1 protein-coding gene (only partly in view) is annotated in these 22122 nt (G+C 51.0%); it reads left to right on the plus strand.

Going from position 1 to position 22122, the window contains the following annotated elements:
- Positions 1–22122, plus strand: partial view of an HYR-like domain-containing protein gene (locus GM418_RS08510; protein WP_158865078.1) — the 5' portion only. It continues 10977 nt past the right edge of the window; only the first 22122 of its 33099 coding nucleotides appear in the window; its start codon is at positions 1–3; its stop codon lies off the right edge, out of view.

Below are 22122 nucleotides of genomic sequence, written 5' to 3' on the forward strand. Positions count from 1 at the left end.
GTGCCGCCGCTGACATTGACTCAGCCAGCTGACAAAACAGTCGATGCCTGTGACTTCGACGATACTTCGGATAACCTGACCGCCGCTCAGAACGCTCTCAACGCTGACTTCGACGCGTGGCTCGCCGCTCAGGCAGCAGCTGTCGCCGAAGGTGGAGGATGTAGCCCAACTCTATCCAATGACTGGGATAATTCATACATCGACTTCTGTGCCGGTGGATCCATTACCATTACATGGACTGTTACTGACATATGCGATACTCAGACAACAACAGCTACATACACCGTAAACCCGGTGCCGCCGCTGACATTGACTCAGCCAGCTGACAAAACAGTCGATGCCTGTGACTTCGACGATACTTCGGATAACCTGACCGCCGCTCAGAACGCTCTCAACGCTGACTTCGACGCGTGGCTCGCCGCTCAGGCAGCAGCTGTCGCCGAAGGTGGAGGATGTAGCCCAACTCTATCCAATGACTGGGATAATTCATACATCGACTTCTGTGCCGGTGGATCCATTACCATTACATGGACTGTTACTGACATATGCGATACTCAGACAACAACAGCTACATACACCGTAAACCCGGTGCCGCCGCTGACATTGACTCAGCCAGCTGACAAAACAGTCGATGCCTGTGACTTCGACGATACTTCGGATAACCTGACCGCCGCTCAGAACGCTCTCAACGCTGACTTCGACGCGTGGCTCGCCGCTCAGGCAGCAGCTGTCGCCGAAGGTGGAGGATGTAGCCCAACTCTATCCAATGACTGGGATAATTCATACATCGACTTCTGTGCCGGTGGATCCATTACCATTACATGGACTGTTACTGACATATGCGATACTCAGACAACAACAGCTACATACACCGTAAACCCGGTGCCGCCGCTGACATTGACTCAGCCAGCTGACAAAACAGTCGATGCCTGTGACTTCGACGATACTTCGGATAACCTGACCGCCGCTCAGAACGCTCTCAACGCTGACTTCGACGCGTGGCTCGCCGCTCAGGCAGCAGCTGTCGCCGAAGGTGGAGGATGTAGCCCAACTCTATCCAATGACTGGGATAATTCATACATCGACTTCTGTGCCGGTGGATCCATTACCATTACATGGACTGTTACTGACATATGCGATACTCAGACAACAACAGCTACATACACCGTAAACCCGGTGCCGCCGCTGACATTGACTCAGCCAGCTGACAAAACAGTCGATGCCTGTGACTTCGACGATACTTCGGATAACCTGACCGCCGCTCAGAACGCTCTCAACGCTGACTTCGACGCGTGGCTCGCCGCTCAGGCAGCAGCTGTCGCCGAAGGTGGAGGATGTAGCCCAACTCTATCCAATGACTGGGATAATTCATACATCGACTTCTGTGCCGGTGGATCCATTACCATTACATGGACTGTTACTGACATATGCGATACTCAGACAACAACAGCTACATACACCGTAAACCCGGTGCCGCCGCTGACATTGACTCAGCCAGCTGACAAAACAGTCGATGCCTGTGACTTCGACGATACTTCGGATAACCTGACCGCCGCTCAGAACGCTCTCAACGCTGACTTCGACGCGTGGCTCGCCGCTCAGGCAGCAGCTGTCGCCGAAGGTGGAGGATGTAGCCCAACTCTATCCAATGACTGGGATAATTCATACATCGACTTCTGTGCCGGTGGATCCATTACCATTACATGGACTGTTACTGACATATGCGATACTCAGACAACAACAGCTACATACACCGTAAACCCGGTGCCGCCGCTGACATTGACTCAGCCAGCTGACAAAACAGTCGATGCCTGTGACTTCGACGATACTTCGGATAACCTGACCGCCGCTCAGAACGCTCTCAACGCTGACTTCGACGCGTGGCTCGCCGCTCAGGCAGCAGCTGTCGCCGAAGGTGGAGGATGTAGCCCAACTCTATCCAATGACTGGGATAATTCATACATCGACTTCTGTGCCGGTGGATCCATTACCATTACATGGACTGTTACTGACATATGCGATACTCAGACAACAACAGCTACATACACCGTAAACCCGGTGCCGCCGCTGACATTGACTCAGCCAGCTGACAAAACAGTCGATGCCTGTGACTTCGACGATACTTCGGATAACCTGACCGCCGCTCAGAACGCTCTCAACGCTGACTTCGACGCGTGGCTCGCCGCTCAGGCAGCAGCTGTCGCCGAAGGTGGAGGATGTAGCCCAACTCTATCCAATGACTGGGATAATTCATACATCGACTTCTGTGCCGGTGGATCCATTACCATTACATGGACTGTTACTGACATATGCGATACTCAGACAACAACAGCTACATACACCGTAAACCCGGTGCCGCCGCTGACATTGACTCAGCCAGCTGACAAAACAGTCGATGCCTGTGACTTCGACGATACTTCGGATAACCTGACCGCCGCTCAGAACGCTCTCAACGCTGACTTCGACGCGTGGCTCGCCGCTCAGGCAGCAGCTGTCGCCGAAGGTGGAGGATGTAGCCCAACTCTATCCAATGACTGGGATAATTCATACATCGACTTCTGTGCCGGTGGATCCATTACCATTACATGGACTGTTACTGACATATGCGATACTCAGACAACAACAGCTACATACACCGTAAACCCGGTGCCGCCGCTGACATTGACTCAGCCAGCTGACAAAACAGTCGATGCCTGTGACTTCGACGATACTTCGGATAACCTGACCGCCGCTCAGAACGCTCTCAACGCTGACTTCGACGCGTGGCTCGCCGCTCAGGCAGCAGCTGTCGCCGAAGGTGGAGGATGTAGCCCAACTCTATCCAATGACTGGGATAATTCATACATCGACTTCTGTGCCGGTGGATCCATTACCATTACATGGACTGTTACTGACATATGCGATACTCAGACAACAACAGCTACATACACCGTAAACCCGGTGCCGCCGCTGACATTGACTCAGCCAGCTGACAAAACAGTCGATGCCTGTGACTTCGACGATACTTCGGATAACCTGACCGCCGCTCAGAACGCTCTCAACGCTGACTTCGACGCGTGGCTCGCCGCTCAGGCAGCAGCTGTCGCCGAAGGTGGAGGATGTAGCCCAACTCTATCCAATGACTGGGATAATTCATACATCGACTTCTGTGCCGGTGGATCCATTACCATTACATGGACTGTTACTGACATATGCGATACTCAGACAACAACAGCTACATACACCGTAAACCCGGTGCCGCCGCTGACATTGACTCAGCCAGCTGACAAAACAGTCGATGCCTGTGACTTCGACGATACTTCGGATAACCTGACCGCCGCTCAGAACGCTCTCAACGCTGACTTCGACGCGTGGCTCGCCGCTCAGGCAGCAGCTGTCGCCGAAGGTGGAGGATGTAGCCCAACTCTATCCAATGACTGGGATAATTCATACATCGACTTCTGTGCCGGTGGATCCATTACCATTACATGGACTGTTACTGACATATGCGATACTCAGACAACAACAGCTACATACACCGTAAACCCGGTGCCGCCGCTGACATTGACTCAGCCAGCTGACAAAACAGTCGATGCCTGTGACTTCGACGATACTTCGGATAACCTGACCGCCGCTCAGAACGCTCTCAACGCTGACTTCGACGCGTGGCTCGCCGCTCAGGCAGCAGCTGTCGCCGAAGGTGGAGGATGTAGCCCAACTCTATCCAATGACTGGGATAATTCATACATCGACTTCTGTGCCGGTGGATCCATTACCATTACATGGACTGTTACTGACATATGCGATACTCAGACAACAACAGCTACATACACCGTAAACCCGGTGCCGCCGCTGACATTGACTCAGCCAGCTGACAAAACAGTCGATGCCTGTGACTTCGACGATACTTCGGATAACCTGACCGCCGCTCAGAACGCTCTCAACGCTGACTTCGACGCGTGGCTCGCCGCTCAGGCAGCAGCTGTCGCCGAAGGTGGAGGATGTAGCCCAACTCTATCCAATGACTGGGATAATTCATACATCGACTTCTGTGCCGGTGGATCCATTACCATTACATGGACTGTTACTGACATATGCGATACTCAGACAACAACAGCTACATACACCGTAAACCCGGTGCCGCCGCTGACATTGACTCAGCCAGCTGACAAAACAGTCGATGCCTGTGACTTCGACGATACTTCGGATAACCTGACCGCCGCTCAGAACGCTCTCAACGCTGACTTCGACGCGTGGCTCGCCGCTCAGGCAGCAGCTGTCGCCGAAGGTGGAGGATGTAGCCCAACTCTATCCAATGACTGGGATAATTCATACATCGACTTCTGTGCCGGTGGATCCATTACCATTACATGGACTGTTACTGACATATGCGATACTCAGACAACAACAGCTACATACACCGTAAACCCGGTGCCGCCGCTGACATTGACTCAGCCAGCTGACAAAACAGTCGATGCCTGTGACTTCGACGATACTTCGGATAACCTGACCGCCGCTCAGAACGCTCTCAACGCTGACTTCGACGCGTGGCTCGCCGCTCAGGCAGCAGCTGTCGCCGAAGGTGGAGGATGTAGCCCAACTCTATCCAATGACTGGGATAATTCATACATCGACTTCTGTGCCGGTGGATCCATTACCATTACATGGACTGTTACTGACATATGCGATACTCAGACAACAACAGCTACATACACCGTAAACCCGGTGCCGCCGCTGACATTGACTCAGCCAGCTGACAAAACAGTCGATGCCTGTGACTTCGACGATACTTCGGATAACCTGACCGCCGCTCAGAACGCTCTCAACGCTGACTTCGACGCGTGGCTCGCCGCTCAGGCAGCAGCTGTCGCCGAAGGTGGAGGATGTAGCCCAACTCTATCCAATGACTGGGATAATTCATACATCGACTTCTGTGCCGGTGGATCCATTACCATTACATGGACTGTTACTGACATATGCGATACTCAGACAACAACAGCTACATACACCGTAAACCCGGTGCCGCCGCTGACATTGACTCAGCCAGCTGACAAAACAGTCGATGCCTGTGACTTCGACGATACTTCGGATAACCTGACCGCCGCTCAGAACGCTCTCAACGCTGACTTCGACGCGTGGCTCGCCGCTCAGGCAGCAGCTGTCGCCGAAGGTGGAGGATGTAGCCCAACTCTATCCAATGACTGGGATAATTCATACATCGACTTCTGTGCCGGTGGATCCATTACCATTACATGGACTGTTACTGACATATGCGATACTCAGACAACAACAGCTACATACACCGTAAACCCGGTGCCGCCGCTGACATTGACTCAGCCAGCTGACAAAACAGTCGATGCCTGTGACTTCGACGATACTTCGGATAACCTGACCGCCGCTCAGAACGCTCTCAACGCTGACTTCGACGCGTGGCTCGCCGCTCAGGCAGCAGCTGTCGCCGAAGGTGGAGGATGTAGCCCAACTCTATCCAATGACTGGGATAATTCATACATCGACTTCTGTGCCGGTGGATCCATTACCATTACATGGACTGTTACTGACATATGCGATACTCAGACAACAACAGCTACATACACCGTAAACCCGGTGCCGCCGCTGACATTGACTCAGCCAGCTGACAAAACAGTCGATGCCTGTGACTTCGACGATACTTCGGATAACCTGACCGCCGCTCAGAACGCTCTCAACGCTGACTTCGACGCGTGGCTCGCCGCTCAGGCAGCAGCTGTCGCCGAAGGTGGAGGATGTAGCCCAACTCTATCCAATGACTGGGATAATTCATACATCGACTTCTGTGCCGGTGGATCCATTACCATTACATGGACTGTTACTGACATATGCGATACTCAGACAACAACAGCTACATACACCGTAAACCCGGTGCCGCCGCTGACATTGACTCAGCCAGCTGACAAAACAGTCGATGCCTGTGACTTCGACGATACTTCGGATAACCTGACCGCCGCTCAGAACGCTCTCAACGCTGACTTCGACGCGTGGCTCGCCGCTCAGGCAGCAGCTGTCGCCGAAGGTGGAGGATGTAGCCCAACTCTATCCAATGACTGGGATAATTCATACATCGACTTCTGTGCCGGTGGATCCATTACCATTACATGGACTGTTACTGACATATGCGATACTCAGACAACAACAGCTACATACACCGTAAACCCGGTGCCGCCGCTGACATTGACTCAGCCAGCTGACAAAACAGTCGATGCCTGTGACTTCGACGATACTTCGGATAACCTGACCGCCGCTCAGAACGCTCTCAACGCTGACTTCGACGCGTGGCTCGCCGCTCAGGCAGCAGCTGTCGCCGAAGGTGGAGGATGTAGCCCAACTCTATCCAATGACTGGGATAATTCATACATCGACTTCTGTGCCGGTGGATCCATTACCATTACATGGACTGTTACTGACATATGCGATACTCAGACAACAACAGCTACATACACCGTAAACCCGGTGCCGCCGCTGACATTGACTCAGCCAGCTGACAAAACAGTCGATGCCTGTGACTTCGACGATACTTCGGATAACCTGACCGCCGCTCAGAACGCTCTCAACGCTGACTTCGACGCGTGGCTCGCCGCTCAGGCAGCAGCTGTCGCCGAAGGTGGAGGATGTAGCCCAACTCTATCCAATGACTGGGATAATTCATACATCGACTTCTGTGCCGGTGGATCCATTACCATTACATGGACTGTTACTGACATATGCGATACTCAGACAACAACAGCTACATACACCGTAAACCCGGTGCCGCCGCTGACATTGACTCAGCCAGCTGACAAAACAGTCGATGCCTGTGACTTCGACGATACTTCGGATAACCTGACCGCCGCTCAGAACGCTCTCAACGCTGACTTCGACGCGTGGCTCGCCGCTCAGGCAGCAGCTGTCGCCGAAGGTGGAGGATGTAGCCCAACTCTATCCAATGACTGGGATAATTCATACATCGACTTCTGTGCCGGTGGATCCATTACCATTACATGGACTGTTACTGACATATGCGATACTCAGACAACAACAGCTACATACACCGTAAACCCGGTGCCGCCGCTGACATTGACTCAGCCAGCTGACAAAACAGTCGATGCCTGTGACTTCGACGATACTTCGGATAACCTGACCGCCGCTCAGAACGCTCTCAACGCTGACTTCGACGCGTGGCTCGCCGCTCAGGCAGCAGCTGTCGCCGAAGGTGGAGGATGTAGCCCAACTCTATCCAATGACTGGGATAATTCATACATCGACTTCTGTGCCGGTGGATCCATTACCATTACATGGACTGTTACTGACATATGCGATACTCAGACAACAACAGCTACATACACCGTAAACCCGGTGCCGCCGCTGACATTGACTCAGCCAGCTGACAAAACAGTCGATGCCTGTGACTTCGACGATACTTCGGATAACCTGACCGCCGCTCAGAACGCTCTCAACGCTGACTTCGACGCGTGGCTCGCCGCTCAGGCAGCAGCTGTCGCCGAAGGTGGAGGATGTAGCCCAACTCTATCCAATGACTGGGATAATTCATACATCGACTTCTGTGCCGGTGGATCCATTACCATTACATGGACTGTTACTGACATATGCGATACTCAGACAACAACAGCTACATACACCGTAAACCCGGTGCCGCCGCTGACATTGACTCAGCCAGCTGACAAAACAGTCGATGCCTGTGACTTCGACGATACTTCGGATAACCTGACCGCCGCTCAGAACGCTCTCAACGCTGACTTCGACGCGTGGCTCGCCGCTCAGGCAGCAGCTGTCGCCGAAGGTGGAGGATGTAGCCCAACTCTATCCAATGACTGGGATAATTCATACATCGACTTCTGTGCCGGTGGATCCATTACCATTACATGGACTGTTACTGACATATGCGATACTCAGACAACAACAGCTACATACACCGTAAACCCGGTGCCGCCGCTGACATTGACTCAGCCAGCTGACAAAACAGTCGATGCCTGTGACTTCGACGATACTTCGGATAACCTGACCGCCGCTCAGAACGCTCTCAACGCTGACTTCGACGCGTGGCTCGCCGCTCAGGCAGCAGCTGTCGCCGAAGGTGGAGGATGTAGCCCAACTCTATCCAATGACTGGGATAATTCATACATCGACTTCTGTGCCGGTGGATCCATTACCATTACATGGACTGTTACTGACATATGCGATACTCAGACAACAACAGCTACATACACCGTAAACCCGGTGCCGCCGCTGACATTGACTCAGCCAGCTGACAAAACAGTCGATGCCTGTGACTTCGACGATACTTCGGATAACCTGACCGCCGCTCAGAACGCTCTCAACGCTGACTTCGACGCGTGGCTCGCCGCTCAGGCAGCAGCTGTCGCCGAAGGTGGAGGATGTAGCCCAACTCTATCCAATGACTGGGATAATTCATACATCGACTTCTGTGCCGGTGGATCCATTACCATTACATGGACTGTTACTGACATATGCGATACTCAGACAACAACAGCTACATACACCGTAAACCCGGTGCCGCCGCTGACATTGACTCAGCCAGCTGACAAAACAGTCGATGCCTGTGACTTCGACGATACTTCGGATAACCTGACCGCCGCTCAGAACGCTCTCAACGCTGACTTCGACGCGTGGCTCGCCGCTCAGGCAGCAGCTGTCGCCGAAGGTGGAGGATGTAGCCCAACTCTATCCAATGACTGGGATAATTCATACATCGACTTCTGTGCCGGTGGATCCATTACCATTACATGGACTGTTACTGACATATGCGATACTCAGACAACAACAGCTACATACACCGTAAACCCGGTGCCGCCGCTGACATTGACTCAGCCAGCTGACAAAACAGTCGATGCCTGTGACTTCGACGATACTTCGGATAACCTGACCGCCGCTCAGAACGCTCTCAACGCTGACTTCGACGCGTGGCTCGCCGCTCAGGCAGCAGCTGTCGCCGAAGGTGGAGGATGTAGCCCAACTCTATCCAATGACTGGGATAATTCATACATCGACTTCTGTGCCGGTGGATCCATTACCATTACATGGACTGTTACTGACATATGCGATACTCAGACAACAACAGCTACATACACCGTAAACCCGGTGCCGCCGCTGACATTGACTCAGCCAGCTGACAAAACAGTCGATGCCTGTGACTTCGACGATACTTCGGATAACCTGACCGCCGCTCAGAACGCTCTCAACGCTGACTTCGACGCGTGGCTCGCCGCTCAGGCAGCAGCTGTCGCCGAAGGTGGAGGATGTAGCCCAACTCTATCCAATGACTGGGATAATTCATACATCGACTTCTGTGCCGGTGGATCCATTACCATTACATGGACTGTTACTGACATATGCGATACTCAGACAACAACAGCTACATACACCGTAAACCCGGTGCCGCCGCTGACATTGACTCAGCCAGCTGACAAAACAGTCGATGCCTGTGACTTCGACGATACTTCGGATAACCTGACCGCCGCTCAGAACGCTCTCAACGCTGACTTCGACGCGTGGCTCGCCGCTCAGGCAGCAGCTGTCGCCGAAGGTGGAGGATGTAGCCCAACTCTATCCAATGACTGGGATAATTCATACATCGACTTCTGTGCCGGTGGATCCATTACCATTACATGGACTGTTACTGACATATGCGATACTCAGACAACAACAGCTACATACACCGTAAACCCGGTGCCGCCGCTGACATTGACTCAGCCAGCTGACAAAACAGTCGATGCCTGTGACTTCGACGATACTTCGGATAACCTGACCGCCGCTCAGAACGCTCTCAACGCTGACTTCGACGCGTGGCTCGCCGCTCAGGCAGCAGCTGTCGCCGAAGGTGGAGGATGTAGCCCAACTCTATCCAATGACTGGGATAATTCATACATCGACTTCTGTGCCGGTGGATCCATTACCATTACATGGACTGTTACTGACATATGCGATACTCAGACAACAACAGCTACATACACCGTAAACCCGGTGCCGCCGCTGACATTGACTCAGCCAGCTGACAAAACAGTCGATGCCTGTGACTTCGACGATACTTCGGATAACCTGACCGCCGCTCAGAACGCTCTCAACGCTGACTTCGACGCGTGGCTCGCCGCTCAGGCAGCAGCTGTCGCCGAAGGTGGAGGATGTAGCCCAACTCTATCCAATGACTGGGATAATTCATACATCGACTTCTGTGCCGGTGGATCCATTACCATTACATGGACTGTTACTGACATATGCGATACTCAGACAACAACAGCTACATACACCGTAAACCCGGTGCCGCCGCTGACATTGACTCAGCCAGCTGACAAAACAGTCGATGCCTGTGACTTCGACGATACTTCGGATAACCTGACCGCCGCTCAGAACGCTCTCAACGCTGACTTCGACGCGTGGCTCGCCGCTCAGGCAGCAGCTGTCGCCGAAGGTGGAGGATGTAGCCCAACTCTATCCAATGACTGGGATAATTCATACATCGACTTCTGTGCCGGTGGATCCATTACCATTACATGGACTGTTACTGACATATGCGATACTCAGACAACAACAGCTACATACACCGTAAACCCGGTGCCGCCGCTGACATTGACTCAGCCAGCTGACAAAACAGTCGATGCCTGTGACTTCGACGATACTTCGGATAACCTGACCGCCGCTCAGAACGCTCTCAACGCTGACTTCGACGCGTGGCTCGCCGCTCAGGCAGCAGCTGTCGCCGAAGGTGGAGGATGTAGCCCAACTCTATCCAATGACTGGGATAATTCATACATCGACTTCTGTGCCGGTGGATCCATTACCATTACATGGACTGTTACTGACATATGCGATACTCAGACAACAACAGCTACATACACCGTAAACCCGGTGCCGCCGCTGACATTGACTCAGCCAGCTGACAAAACAGTCGATGCCTGTGACTTCGACGATACTTCGGATAACCTGACCGCCGCTCAGAACGCTCTCAACGCTGACTTCGACGCGTGGCTCGCCGCTCAGGCAGCAGCTGTCGCCGAAGGTGGAGGATGTAGCCCAACTCTATCCAATGACTGGGATAATTCATACATCGACTTCTGTGCCGGTGGATCCATTACCATTACATGGACTGTTACTGACATATGCGATACTCAGACAACAACAGCTACATACACCGTAAACCCGGTGCCGCCGCTGACATTGACTCAGCCAGCTGACAAAACAGTCGATGCCTGTGACTTCGACGATACTTCGGATAACCTGACCGCCGCTCAGAACGCTCTCAACGCTGACTTCGACGCGTGGCTCGCCGCTCAGGCAGCAGCTGTCGCCGAAGGTGGAGGATGTAGCCCAACTCTATCCAATGACTGGGATAATTCATACATCGACTTCTGTGCCGGTGGATCCATTACCATTACATGGACTGTTACTGACATATGCGATACTCAGACAACAACAGCTACATACACCGTAAACCCGGTGCCGCCGCTGACATTGACTCAGCCAGCTGACAAAACAGTCGATGCCTGTGACTTCGACGATACTTCGGATAACCTGACCGCCGCTCAGAACGCTCTCAACGCTGACTTCGACGCGTGGCTCGCCGCTCAGGCAGCAGCTGTCGCCGAAGGTGGAGGATGTAGCCCAACTCTATCCAATGACTGGGATAATTCATACATCGACTTCTGTGCCGGTGGATCCATTACCATTACATGGACTGTTACTGACATATGCGATACTCAGACAACAACAGCTACATACACCGTAAACCCGGTGCCGCCGCTGACATTGACTCAGCCAGCTGACAAAACAGTCGATGCCTGTGACTTCGACGATACTTCGGATAACCTGACCGCCGCTCAGAACGCTCTCAACGCTGACTTCGACGCGTGGCTCGCCGCTCAGGCAGCAGCTGTCGCCGAAGGTGGAGGATGTAGCCCAACTCTATCCAATGACTGGGATAATTCATACATCGACTTCTGTGCCGGTGGATCCATTACCATTACATGGACTGTTACTGACATATGCGATACTCAGACAACAACAGCTACATACACCGTAAACCCGGTGCCGCCGCTGACATTGACTCAGCCAGCTGACAAAACAGTCGATGCCTGTGACTTCGACGATACTTCGGATAACCTGACCGCCGCTCAGAACGCTCTCAACGCTGACTTCGACGCGTGGCTCGCCGCTCAGGCAGCAGCTGTCGCCGAAGGTGGAGGATGTAGCCCAACTCTATCCAATGACTGGGATAATTCATACATCGACTTCTGTGCCGGTGGATCCATTACCATTACATGGACTGTTACTGACATATGCGATACTCAGACAACAACAGCTACATACACCGTAAACCCGGTGCCGCCGCTGACATTGACTCAGCCAGCTGACAAAACAGTCGATGCCTGTGACTTCGACGATACTTCGGATAACCTGACCGCCGCTCAGAACGCTCTCAACGCTGACTTCGACGCGTGGCTCGCCGCTCAGGCAGCAGCTGTCGCCGAAGGTGGAGGATGTAGCCCAACTCTATCCAATGACTGGGATAATTCATACATCGACTTCTGTGCCGGTGGATCCATTACCATTACATGGACTGTTACTGACATATGCGATACTCAGACAACAACAGCTACATACACCGTAAACCCGGTGCCGCCGCTGACATTGACTCAGCCAGCTGACAAAACAGTCGATGCCTGTGACTTCGACGATACTTCGGATAACCTGACCGCCGCTCAGAACGCTCTCAACGCTGACTTCGACGCGTGGCTCGCCGCTCAGGCAGCAGCTGTCGCCGAAGGTGGAGGATGTAGCCCAACTCTATCCAATGACTGGGATAATTCATACATCGACTTCTGTGCCGGTGGATCCATTACCATTACATGGACTGTTACTGACATATGCGATACTCAGACAACAACAGCTACATACACCGTAAACCCGGTGCCGCCGCTGACATTGACTCAGCCAGCTGACAAAACAGTCGATGCCTGTGACTTCGACGATACTTCGGATAACCTGACCGCCGCTCAGAACGCTCTCAACGCTGACTTCGACGCGTGGCTCGCCGCTCAGGCAGCAGCTGTCGCCGAAGGTGGAGGATGTAGCCCAACTCTATCCAATGACTGGGATAATTCATACATCGACTTCTGTGCCGGTGGATCCATTACCATTACATGGACTGTTACTGACATATGCGATACTCAGACAACAACAGCTACATACACCGTAAACCCGGTGCCGCCGCTGACATTGACTCAGCCAGCTGACAAAACAGTCGATGCCTGTGACTTCGACGATACTTCGGATAACCTGACCGCCGCTCAGAACGCTCTCAACGCTGACTTCGACGCGTGGCTCGCCGCTCAGGCAGCAGCTGTCGCCGAAGGTGGAGGATGTAGCCCAACTCTATCCAATGACTGGGATAATTCATACATCGACTTCTGTGCCGGTGGATCCATTACCATTACATGGACTGTTACTGACATATGCGATACTCAGACAACAACAGCTACATACACCGTAAACCCGGTGCCGCCGCTGACATTGACTCAGCCAGCTGACAAAACAGTCGATGCCTGTGACTTCGACGATACTTCGGATAACCTGACCGCCGCTCAGAACGCTCTCAACGCTGACTTCGACGCGTGGCTCGCCGCTCAGGCAGCAGCTGTCGCCGAAGGTGGAGGATGTAGCCCAACTCTATCCAATGACTGGGATAATTCATACATCGACTTCTGTGCCGGTGGATCCATTACCATTACATGGACTGTTACTGACATATGCGATACTCAGACAACAACAGCTACATACACCGTAAACCCGGTGCCGCCGCTGACATTGACTCAGCCAGCTGACAAAACAGTCGATGCCTGTGACTTCGACGATACTTCGGATAACCTGACCGCCGCTCAGAACGCTCTCAACGCTGACTTCGACGCGTGGCTCGCCGCTCAGGCAGCAGCTGTCGCCGAAGGTGGAGGATGTAGCCCAACTCTATCCAATGACTGGGATAATTCATACATCGACTTCTGTGCCGGTGGATCCATTACCATTACATGGACTGTTACTGACATATGCGATACTCAGACAACAACAGCTACATACACCGTAAACCCGGTGCCGCCGCTGACATTGACTCAGCCAGCTGACAAAACAGTCGATGCCTGTGACTTCGACGATACTTCGGATAACCTGACCGCCGCTCAGAACGCTCTCAACGCTGACTTCGACGCGTGGCTCGCCGCTCAGGCAGCAGCTGTCGCCGAAGGTGGAGGATGTAGCCCAACTCTATCCAATGACTGGGATAATTCATACATCGACTTCTGTGCCGGTGGATCCATTACCATTACATGGACTGTTACTGACATATGCGATACTCAGACAACAACAGCTACATACACCGTAAACCCGGTGCCGCCGCTGACATTGACTCAGCCAGCTGACAAAACAGTCGATGCCTGTGACTTCGACGATACTTCGGATAACCTGACCGCCGCTCAGAACGCTCTCAACGCTGACTTCGACGCGTGGCTCGCCGCTCAGGCAGCAGCTGTCGCCGAAGGTGGAGGATGTAGCCCAACTCTATCCAATGACTGGGATAATTCATACATCGACTTCTGTGCCGGTGGATCCATTACCATTACATGGACTGTTACTGACATATGCGATACTCAGACAACAACAGCTACATACACCGTAAACCCGGTGCCGCCGCTGACATTGACTCAGCCAGCTGACAAAACAGTCGATGCCTGTGACTTCGACGATACTTCGGATAACCTGACCGCCGCTCAGAACGCTCTCAACGCTGACTTCGACGCGTGGCTCGCCGCTCAGGCAGCAGCTGTCGCCGAAGGTGGAGGATGTAGCCCAACTCTATCCAATGACTGGGATAATTCATACATCGACTTCTGTGCCGGTGGATCCATTACCATTACATGGACTGTTACTGACATATGCGATACTCAGACAACAACAGCTACATACACCGTAAACCCGGTGCCGCCGCTGACATTGACTCAGCCAGCTGACAAAACAGTCGATGCCTGTGACTTCGACGATACTTCGGATAACCTGACCGCCGCTCAGAACGCTCTCAACGCTGACTTCGACGCGTGGCTCGCCGCTCAGGCAGCAGCTGTCGCCGAAGGTGGAGGATGTAGCCCAACTCTATCCAATGACTGGGATAATTCATACATCGACTTCTGTGCCGGTGGATCCATTACCATTACATGGACTGTTACTGACATATGCGATACTCAGACAACAACAGCTACATACACCGTAAACCCGGTGCCGCCGCTGACATTGACTCAGCCAGCTGACAAAACAGTCGATGCCTGTGACTTCGACGATACTTCGGATAACCTGACCGCCGCTCAGAACGCTCTCAACGCTGACTTCGACGCGTGGCTCGCCGCTCAGGCAGCAGCTGTCGCCGAAGGTGGAGGATGTAGCCCAACTCTATCCAATGACTGGGATAATTCATACATCGACTTCTGTGCCGGTGGATCCATTACCATTACATGGACTGTTACTGACATATGCGATACTCAGACAACAACAGCTACATACACCGTAAACCCGGTGCCGCCGCTGACAATCAACTGCCCCGTTGACCCGAACATCGCTTCCTGTACTGACCAAAACTCTATTCAGAATGAATATGACATATGGGTTGCAGGATTTACAACTTCAGGCGGTTGCAATCCAACCGACAATATTGATGAGATTCCGCCTCTAACCGATATGACCTGCGGTGGACAACTTTCATTCACTTACATCGTGGAAAGCGATTGTGATACCGTCGAATGTACTTCAACGTTTACGGTAAGTGTTGATTCTATTTCTCCGACAATTACATGCCCACCTGACGCAAATTATGAAGCTTGTGACTTGTCGATAATTCAAACTGAAACAACCCTTGCATATACTGAAACAGAAACGACAATTACTTTAGCTGAATTGCAGGCCGCAGGAGGAGCCGCGAACGACAATTGCGCAATTGGTGAAATTATTTATTTAGATGATTCTACAGGAATATGCCCGATAACAATAACAAGAACATTCATCGTAACCGATGAGTGCGGTAATAGTGATACTTGTCAACAAATAATTACAATTGATGATACATTTATTCCTGAAATCACATGTCCTCCGGACACAACGATATTTACTGTAACTGATACTGCTCCATCATACACCGGTTGGGCAACCGGAACTGATAATTGTGATCCAAACCCACAAATTACTTACACCGACTCAATTGTTCCGGGAAGTAATCCTCTTGAATTTACCATATACAGAATATGGGAAGCCGCAGATGCCTGTGATAATAAAGTTACCTGTACACAAATTATTGAAACCGGAGATAATACTCCACCTGAAATAACCTGTCCGGAAGATATTGATGTTGAATGTTTCGAATTGCTTGACACTTCGGTAACAGGTGTTGCAACAGCAATAGACGAATGTATGCCGGTAACCATAACCTTCAGAGATTCATCAGATAATAACTGGTGCCCGGAAACCATTTACCGCACCTGGATTGCAACTGATAACTGCGGAAACTCAGCTGAGTGTGTTCAGAGAATTACATTAAATGACACTATTCCTCCGGAAATAATATGTCCTGCTGATGAAAGTTATGAAGCATGTTCAATTGAAGAAGCGGATACAATGTTATCTCTGCCTTATTCTACAGACAAAGTAATTATAACTTATGAAAAATTGGTTGAAGTTGGAGGAGATGCGTGGGATAATTGCGCTATAAAAGAAATCAATTATTTTGATGCATCTTCCGGAATTTGTCCGATAACAATTGTAAGAACATTTACAGTAATAGATTCCTGTGATAATACTGATGATTGTGTTCAATTTATTACGATCAATGATTTAACCGACCCGGTTATTATTTGTCCTCCGGATACGACTGTTCAGAAGATGAATGATGTACCTGATCGTTTCGAAACGTTGGAAGAATTTATTGCCGCAGGTGGAATTGCTTACGATGATTGTGGAATTGAGAGCTTCGATTTTATCAGTCAGGATATAAGCGGACGCTGTCCAAGGGTTATTGAACGGGTTTACCAGGTAATTGATACCTGTGGAAATCTTGTACAATGTACCCACAAAATATTCCAGGGTGATACCATTGCCCCGGCAATTACCTGTCCGCCTGATACCACTGTGCTTTGTGAAACCGATATTCCACCTGCATATCAAACACGCGAAGAATTTATTGCTGCCGGAGGAATTATTTCTGATAATGCGGGAGTTGAAGAATTTAACTATATCGGTGAAACGTTTACAGGTACATGCCCGACTATTGTTGAAAGAACCTATGAAGTTATAGATTCTTGTGGTTATAGTGCCGTCTGTGCTCATTTCATATATGTGAACGACACAATAGCGCCGGTACTTTCGTTGGCACCAAAAGATACTTTGGTTGAATGTATTGGAGAAGTTCCGGTCGTGCCTGCAATAACAGCCACCGATAATTGTAGCGATGTAGCCATCGAATTTACGGAAACCGTTTCTGATTCAATTTGTGAAAGCCAGTTAATCATTACAAGGGTTTGGACAGGTACTGATGCTTGCGGAAATTCAACATCGATTTCGCAGAAAATTACCGTTAATGATACAATACCGCCATTTATTAACAACGAACCACAGGATACTATTGTTGATTGTATCGATTTAGTTCCGGCACCACCAGTGATATCTGCATCAGATTATTGCGGTGATGTAACAGTTGAACTCATTGAAACAGTATCAGATTCAATTTGCGGAAATCAGTTAACCATTACACGTGTATGGACAATTACAGATGTTTGCGGAAATACAATTGAGGTTGATCAAGTAATCAACGTTATCGATACCATTCCGCCAACACTTTCTGCTGCGCCAAACGATACAACCGTTTCCTGTCTTGACATGGCTCCGCCCGCTGCCACACTTGTCGTTACCGACAACTGTGGTACGGTGCCTGTGGTATTTAAAGAAACTGTTTCTGACTCCACATGTGAAAACACGCTCACCATTACACGCACATGGACCGCTGAAGATGAATGCGGTAACATCCTGGAAGAAACACAGGTGATTACTGTTATCGATACGGTTGCCCCGGTGCTTTCGCAGTACCCCACAGATACCACCGTGGATTGTAAAGACCTTGTGCCCGCTGCCCCGGTGATTACTGCCTTTGATGAGTGTGGTACTGTGCCTGTGGTATTTACGGAAATCATATCCGATTCTGCCTGTGTCAACCTGATGACAATTATCCGTACATGGACGGCTGAAGATGAATGCGGAAACGCTGTTTCTGCTTCACAGACCATCAACGTTATCGATACCATTCCGCCAACACTTTCTGCTGCACCAAACGATACAACCGTTTCCTGTCTTGACATGGCTCCGCCCGCTGCCACCCTTGTCGTTACCGACAACTGTGGTACGGTGCCTGTGGTATTTAAAGAAACTGTTTCTGACTCTACATGTGAAAACTCGCTCACCATTACACGCACATGGACCGCTGAAGATGAATGCGGTAACATCCTGGAAGAAACACAGGTAATTACTGTTATCGATACGGTTGCCCCGGTGCTTTCGCAGTACCCCACAGATACCACCGTGGATTGTAAAGACCTTGTGCCCGCTGCCCCGGTGATTACTGCCTTTGATGAGTGTGGTACTGTGCCTGTGGTATTTACGGAAATCATATCCGATTCAGCCTGTGTCAACCTGATGACAATTATCCGTACATGGACGGCTGAAGATGAATGCGGAAACGCTGTTTCTGCTTCACAGACCATCAACGTTATCGATACCATTCCGCCTACACTTTCTGCTGCGCCAAACGATACAACCGTTTCCTGTCTTGACATGGCTCCGCCCGCTGCCACCCTTGTCGTTACCGACAACTGTGGTACGGTGCCTGTGGTATTTAAAGAAACTGTTTCTGACTCTACATGTGAAAACACACTCACCATTACCCGCACATGGACCGCGGAAGATGAGTGTGGTAATATCCTGCAGGAAGCGCAAACCATTAATGTTATTGATACCGCTGCACCGGTACTTTCGCAATATCCGACGGATACTGTTGTTGATTGTAAAGACCTCGTCCCGGCGGCTCCCGTTATTACGGCTGCGGACCAGTGCGGAGAGGTGCCCGTTGTATTTACTGAAATCATCTCCGATTCAGCATGCGTTAACCTGATGACCATTATCCGTACATGGACTGCGGAAGACGAATGCGGGAACATTGATTCAGCACGACAGGTAATTACTGTTATCGATACTATTCCGCCGACGCTCTCTGCTGCGCCGAATGATACGACCGTCTCCTGTCTGGATTTGGTGCCGGCTGCCGCTACTCTCGTGGTGACTGATAACTGCTCCGATTTGGATGTCGTATTTACCGAGACTGTTTCCGATTCCATTTGTGAAAACACACTTACTATTGTCCGAACATGGACCGCGGAAGATGAGTGTGGAAACATCCTGCAGGAAGCGCAAACTATTACTGTTATTGATACCGCTGCACCGGTACTTTCGCAATATCCGACGGATACTGTTGTTGATTGTAAAGACCTCGTCCCGGCGGCACCGGTGATTACCGCCAGCGATGAATGCGGAGACGTGCCGGTCATCTTTACTGAAATCATCTCCGATTCAGCATGCGTTAACCTCATGACGATTATCCGTACATGGACTGCGGAAGACGAATGCGGGAACATTGATTCAGCACGACAGGTAATTACTGTTATCGATACCATTCCGCCGACGCTCTCTGCTGCGCCGAATGATACGACCGTCTCCTGTCTGGATTTGGTGCCGGCTGCCGCTACTCTCGTGGTGACTGATAACTGCTCCGATTTGGATGTCGTATTTACCGAGACTGTTTCCGATTCCATTTGTGAAAACACACTTACTATTGTCCGAACATGGACCGCGGAAGATGAGTGTGGAAACATCCTCCAGGAATCGCAAACCATTAATGTTATTGATACCGCTGCTCCCGTACTTTCACAATATCCGACAGATACGATTGTTGATTGCAAAGAACTTGTACCGGCAGCGCCGGTGATTACGGCTGCTGACCAGTGCGGAGACGTGCCCGTTGTATTTACTGAGATTATTTCCGATTCAGCATGCGTTAACCTGATGACCATTATCCGTACATGGACTGCCGAAGATGAATGCGGGAATATTGATTCTGCCCGACAGGTCATTACTGTTATCGATACTATTCCGCCGACGCTCTCTGCAGCGCCGAACGATACGACCGTCTCCTGTCTGGATTTGGTGCCGGCTGCCGCTACTCTCGTGGTGACTGATAACTGCTCCGATTTGGATGTCGTATTTACCGAGACTGTTTCCGATTCCATTTGTGAAAACACACTTACTATTGTCCGAACATGGACTGCGGAAGATGAGTGTGGAAACATCCTCCAGGAAGCGCAAACCATTACGGTTATTGATACCGCTGCACCGGTGCTTTCACAATATCCAACCGATACCATTGTTGATTGTAAAGAACTCGTCCCGGCAGCGCCGGTGATTACCGCCAGCGATGAATGCGGAGACGTGCCGGTCATCTTTACTGAAATCATCTCCGATTCAGCATGCGTCAACCTCATGACTATTATCCGTACATGGACTGCGGAAGACGAATGCGGGAACATTGATTCAGCACGACAGGTAATTACTGTTATCGATACTATTCCGCCGACGCTCTCTGCTGCGCCGAATGATACGACCGTCTCCTGTCTGGATTTGGTGCCGGCTGCCGCTACTCTCGTGGTGACTGATAACTGCTCCGATTTGGATGTCGTATTTACCGAGACTGTTTCCGATTCCATTTGTGAAAACACACTTACTATTGTCCGAACATGGACCGCGGAAGATGAGTGTGGAAACATCCTGCAGGAAGCGCAAACTATTACTGTTATTGATACCGCTGCACCGGTACTTTCGCAATATCCGACGGATACTGTTGTTGATTGTAAAGACCTCGTCCCGGCGGCACCGGTGATTACCGCAAGCGATGAGTGCGGAGACGTGCCGGTCATCTTTACTGAAATCATCTCCGATTCAGCATGCGTTAACCTGATGACCATTATCCGTACATGGACTGCCGAAGACGAATGCGGCAATATTGATTCCGCACGACAGGTCATTACTGTTATCGATACCATTCCACCAACTATGTCTGCTGCGCCGAACGATACCACGGTGTCCTGTCTGGATTTGGTGCCGGCTGCCGCTACTCTCGTGGTTACTGATAACTGTTCGGATTTGGATGTCGTATTTACCGAAACTGTTTCTGATTCCATTTGTGAAAACACGCTTACTATTGTCCGAACATGGACCGCCGAAGATGAGTGTGGAAACATCCTGCAGGAAGCGCAAACTATTACTGTGATTGATACCGCTGCACCGGTACTTTCGCAATATCCAACCGATACCGTTGTTGATTGTAAAGACCTCGTACCAGCGGCGCCGGTGATTACCGCAAGCGATGAGTGCGGAGACGTGCCGGTCATCTTTACTGAAATCATCTCCGATTCAGCATGCGTTAACCTGATGACCATTATCCGTACATGGACTGCCGAAGACGAATGCGGCAATATTGATTCCGCACGACAGGTCATTACTGTTATCGATACTATTCCGCCGACGCTCTCTGCAGCGCCGAACGATACGACCGTCTCCTGTCTGGATTTGGTGCCGGCTGCCGCTACTCTCGTGGTTACTGATAACTGTTCGGATTTGGATGTCGAATTTACCGAAACTGTTTCTGATTCCATTTGTGAAAACACGCTTACTATTACACGCACATGGCATGCAGAAGACCTCTGCGGAAATGTTCTTGAAGAAACTCAGGTTATTAATGTTGTTGATACAACGGCTCCGGTATTTAACATCACTCCGAAAGATACTACAGTAACATGTGTGGATGTAGTCCCGCCGGCTTCATCCATTACTGCTACTGACGATTGTGGGGATATCCCGGTAGAGTTTACCGAAACGGTATCTGACTCTACTTGTGAAAACCTACTTACCATCACCCGGACCTGGACCGCCGCCGATGACTGTGGAAACACAGCATCGGCAACCCAG

Origin of the sequence: Maribellus comscasis, from assembly GCF_009762775.1 — a bacterium.
In the GTDB taxonomy this organism is placed as follows: Bacteria; Bacteroidota; Bacteroidia; order Bacteroidales; family Prolixibacteraceae; genus Draconibacterium; species Draconibacterium comscasis.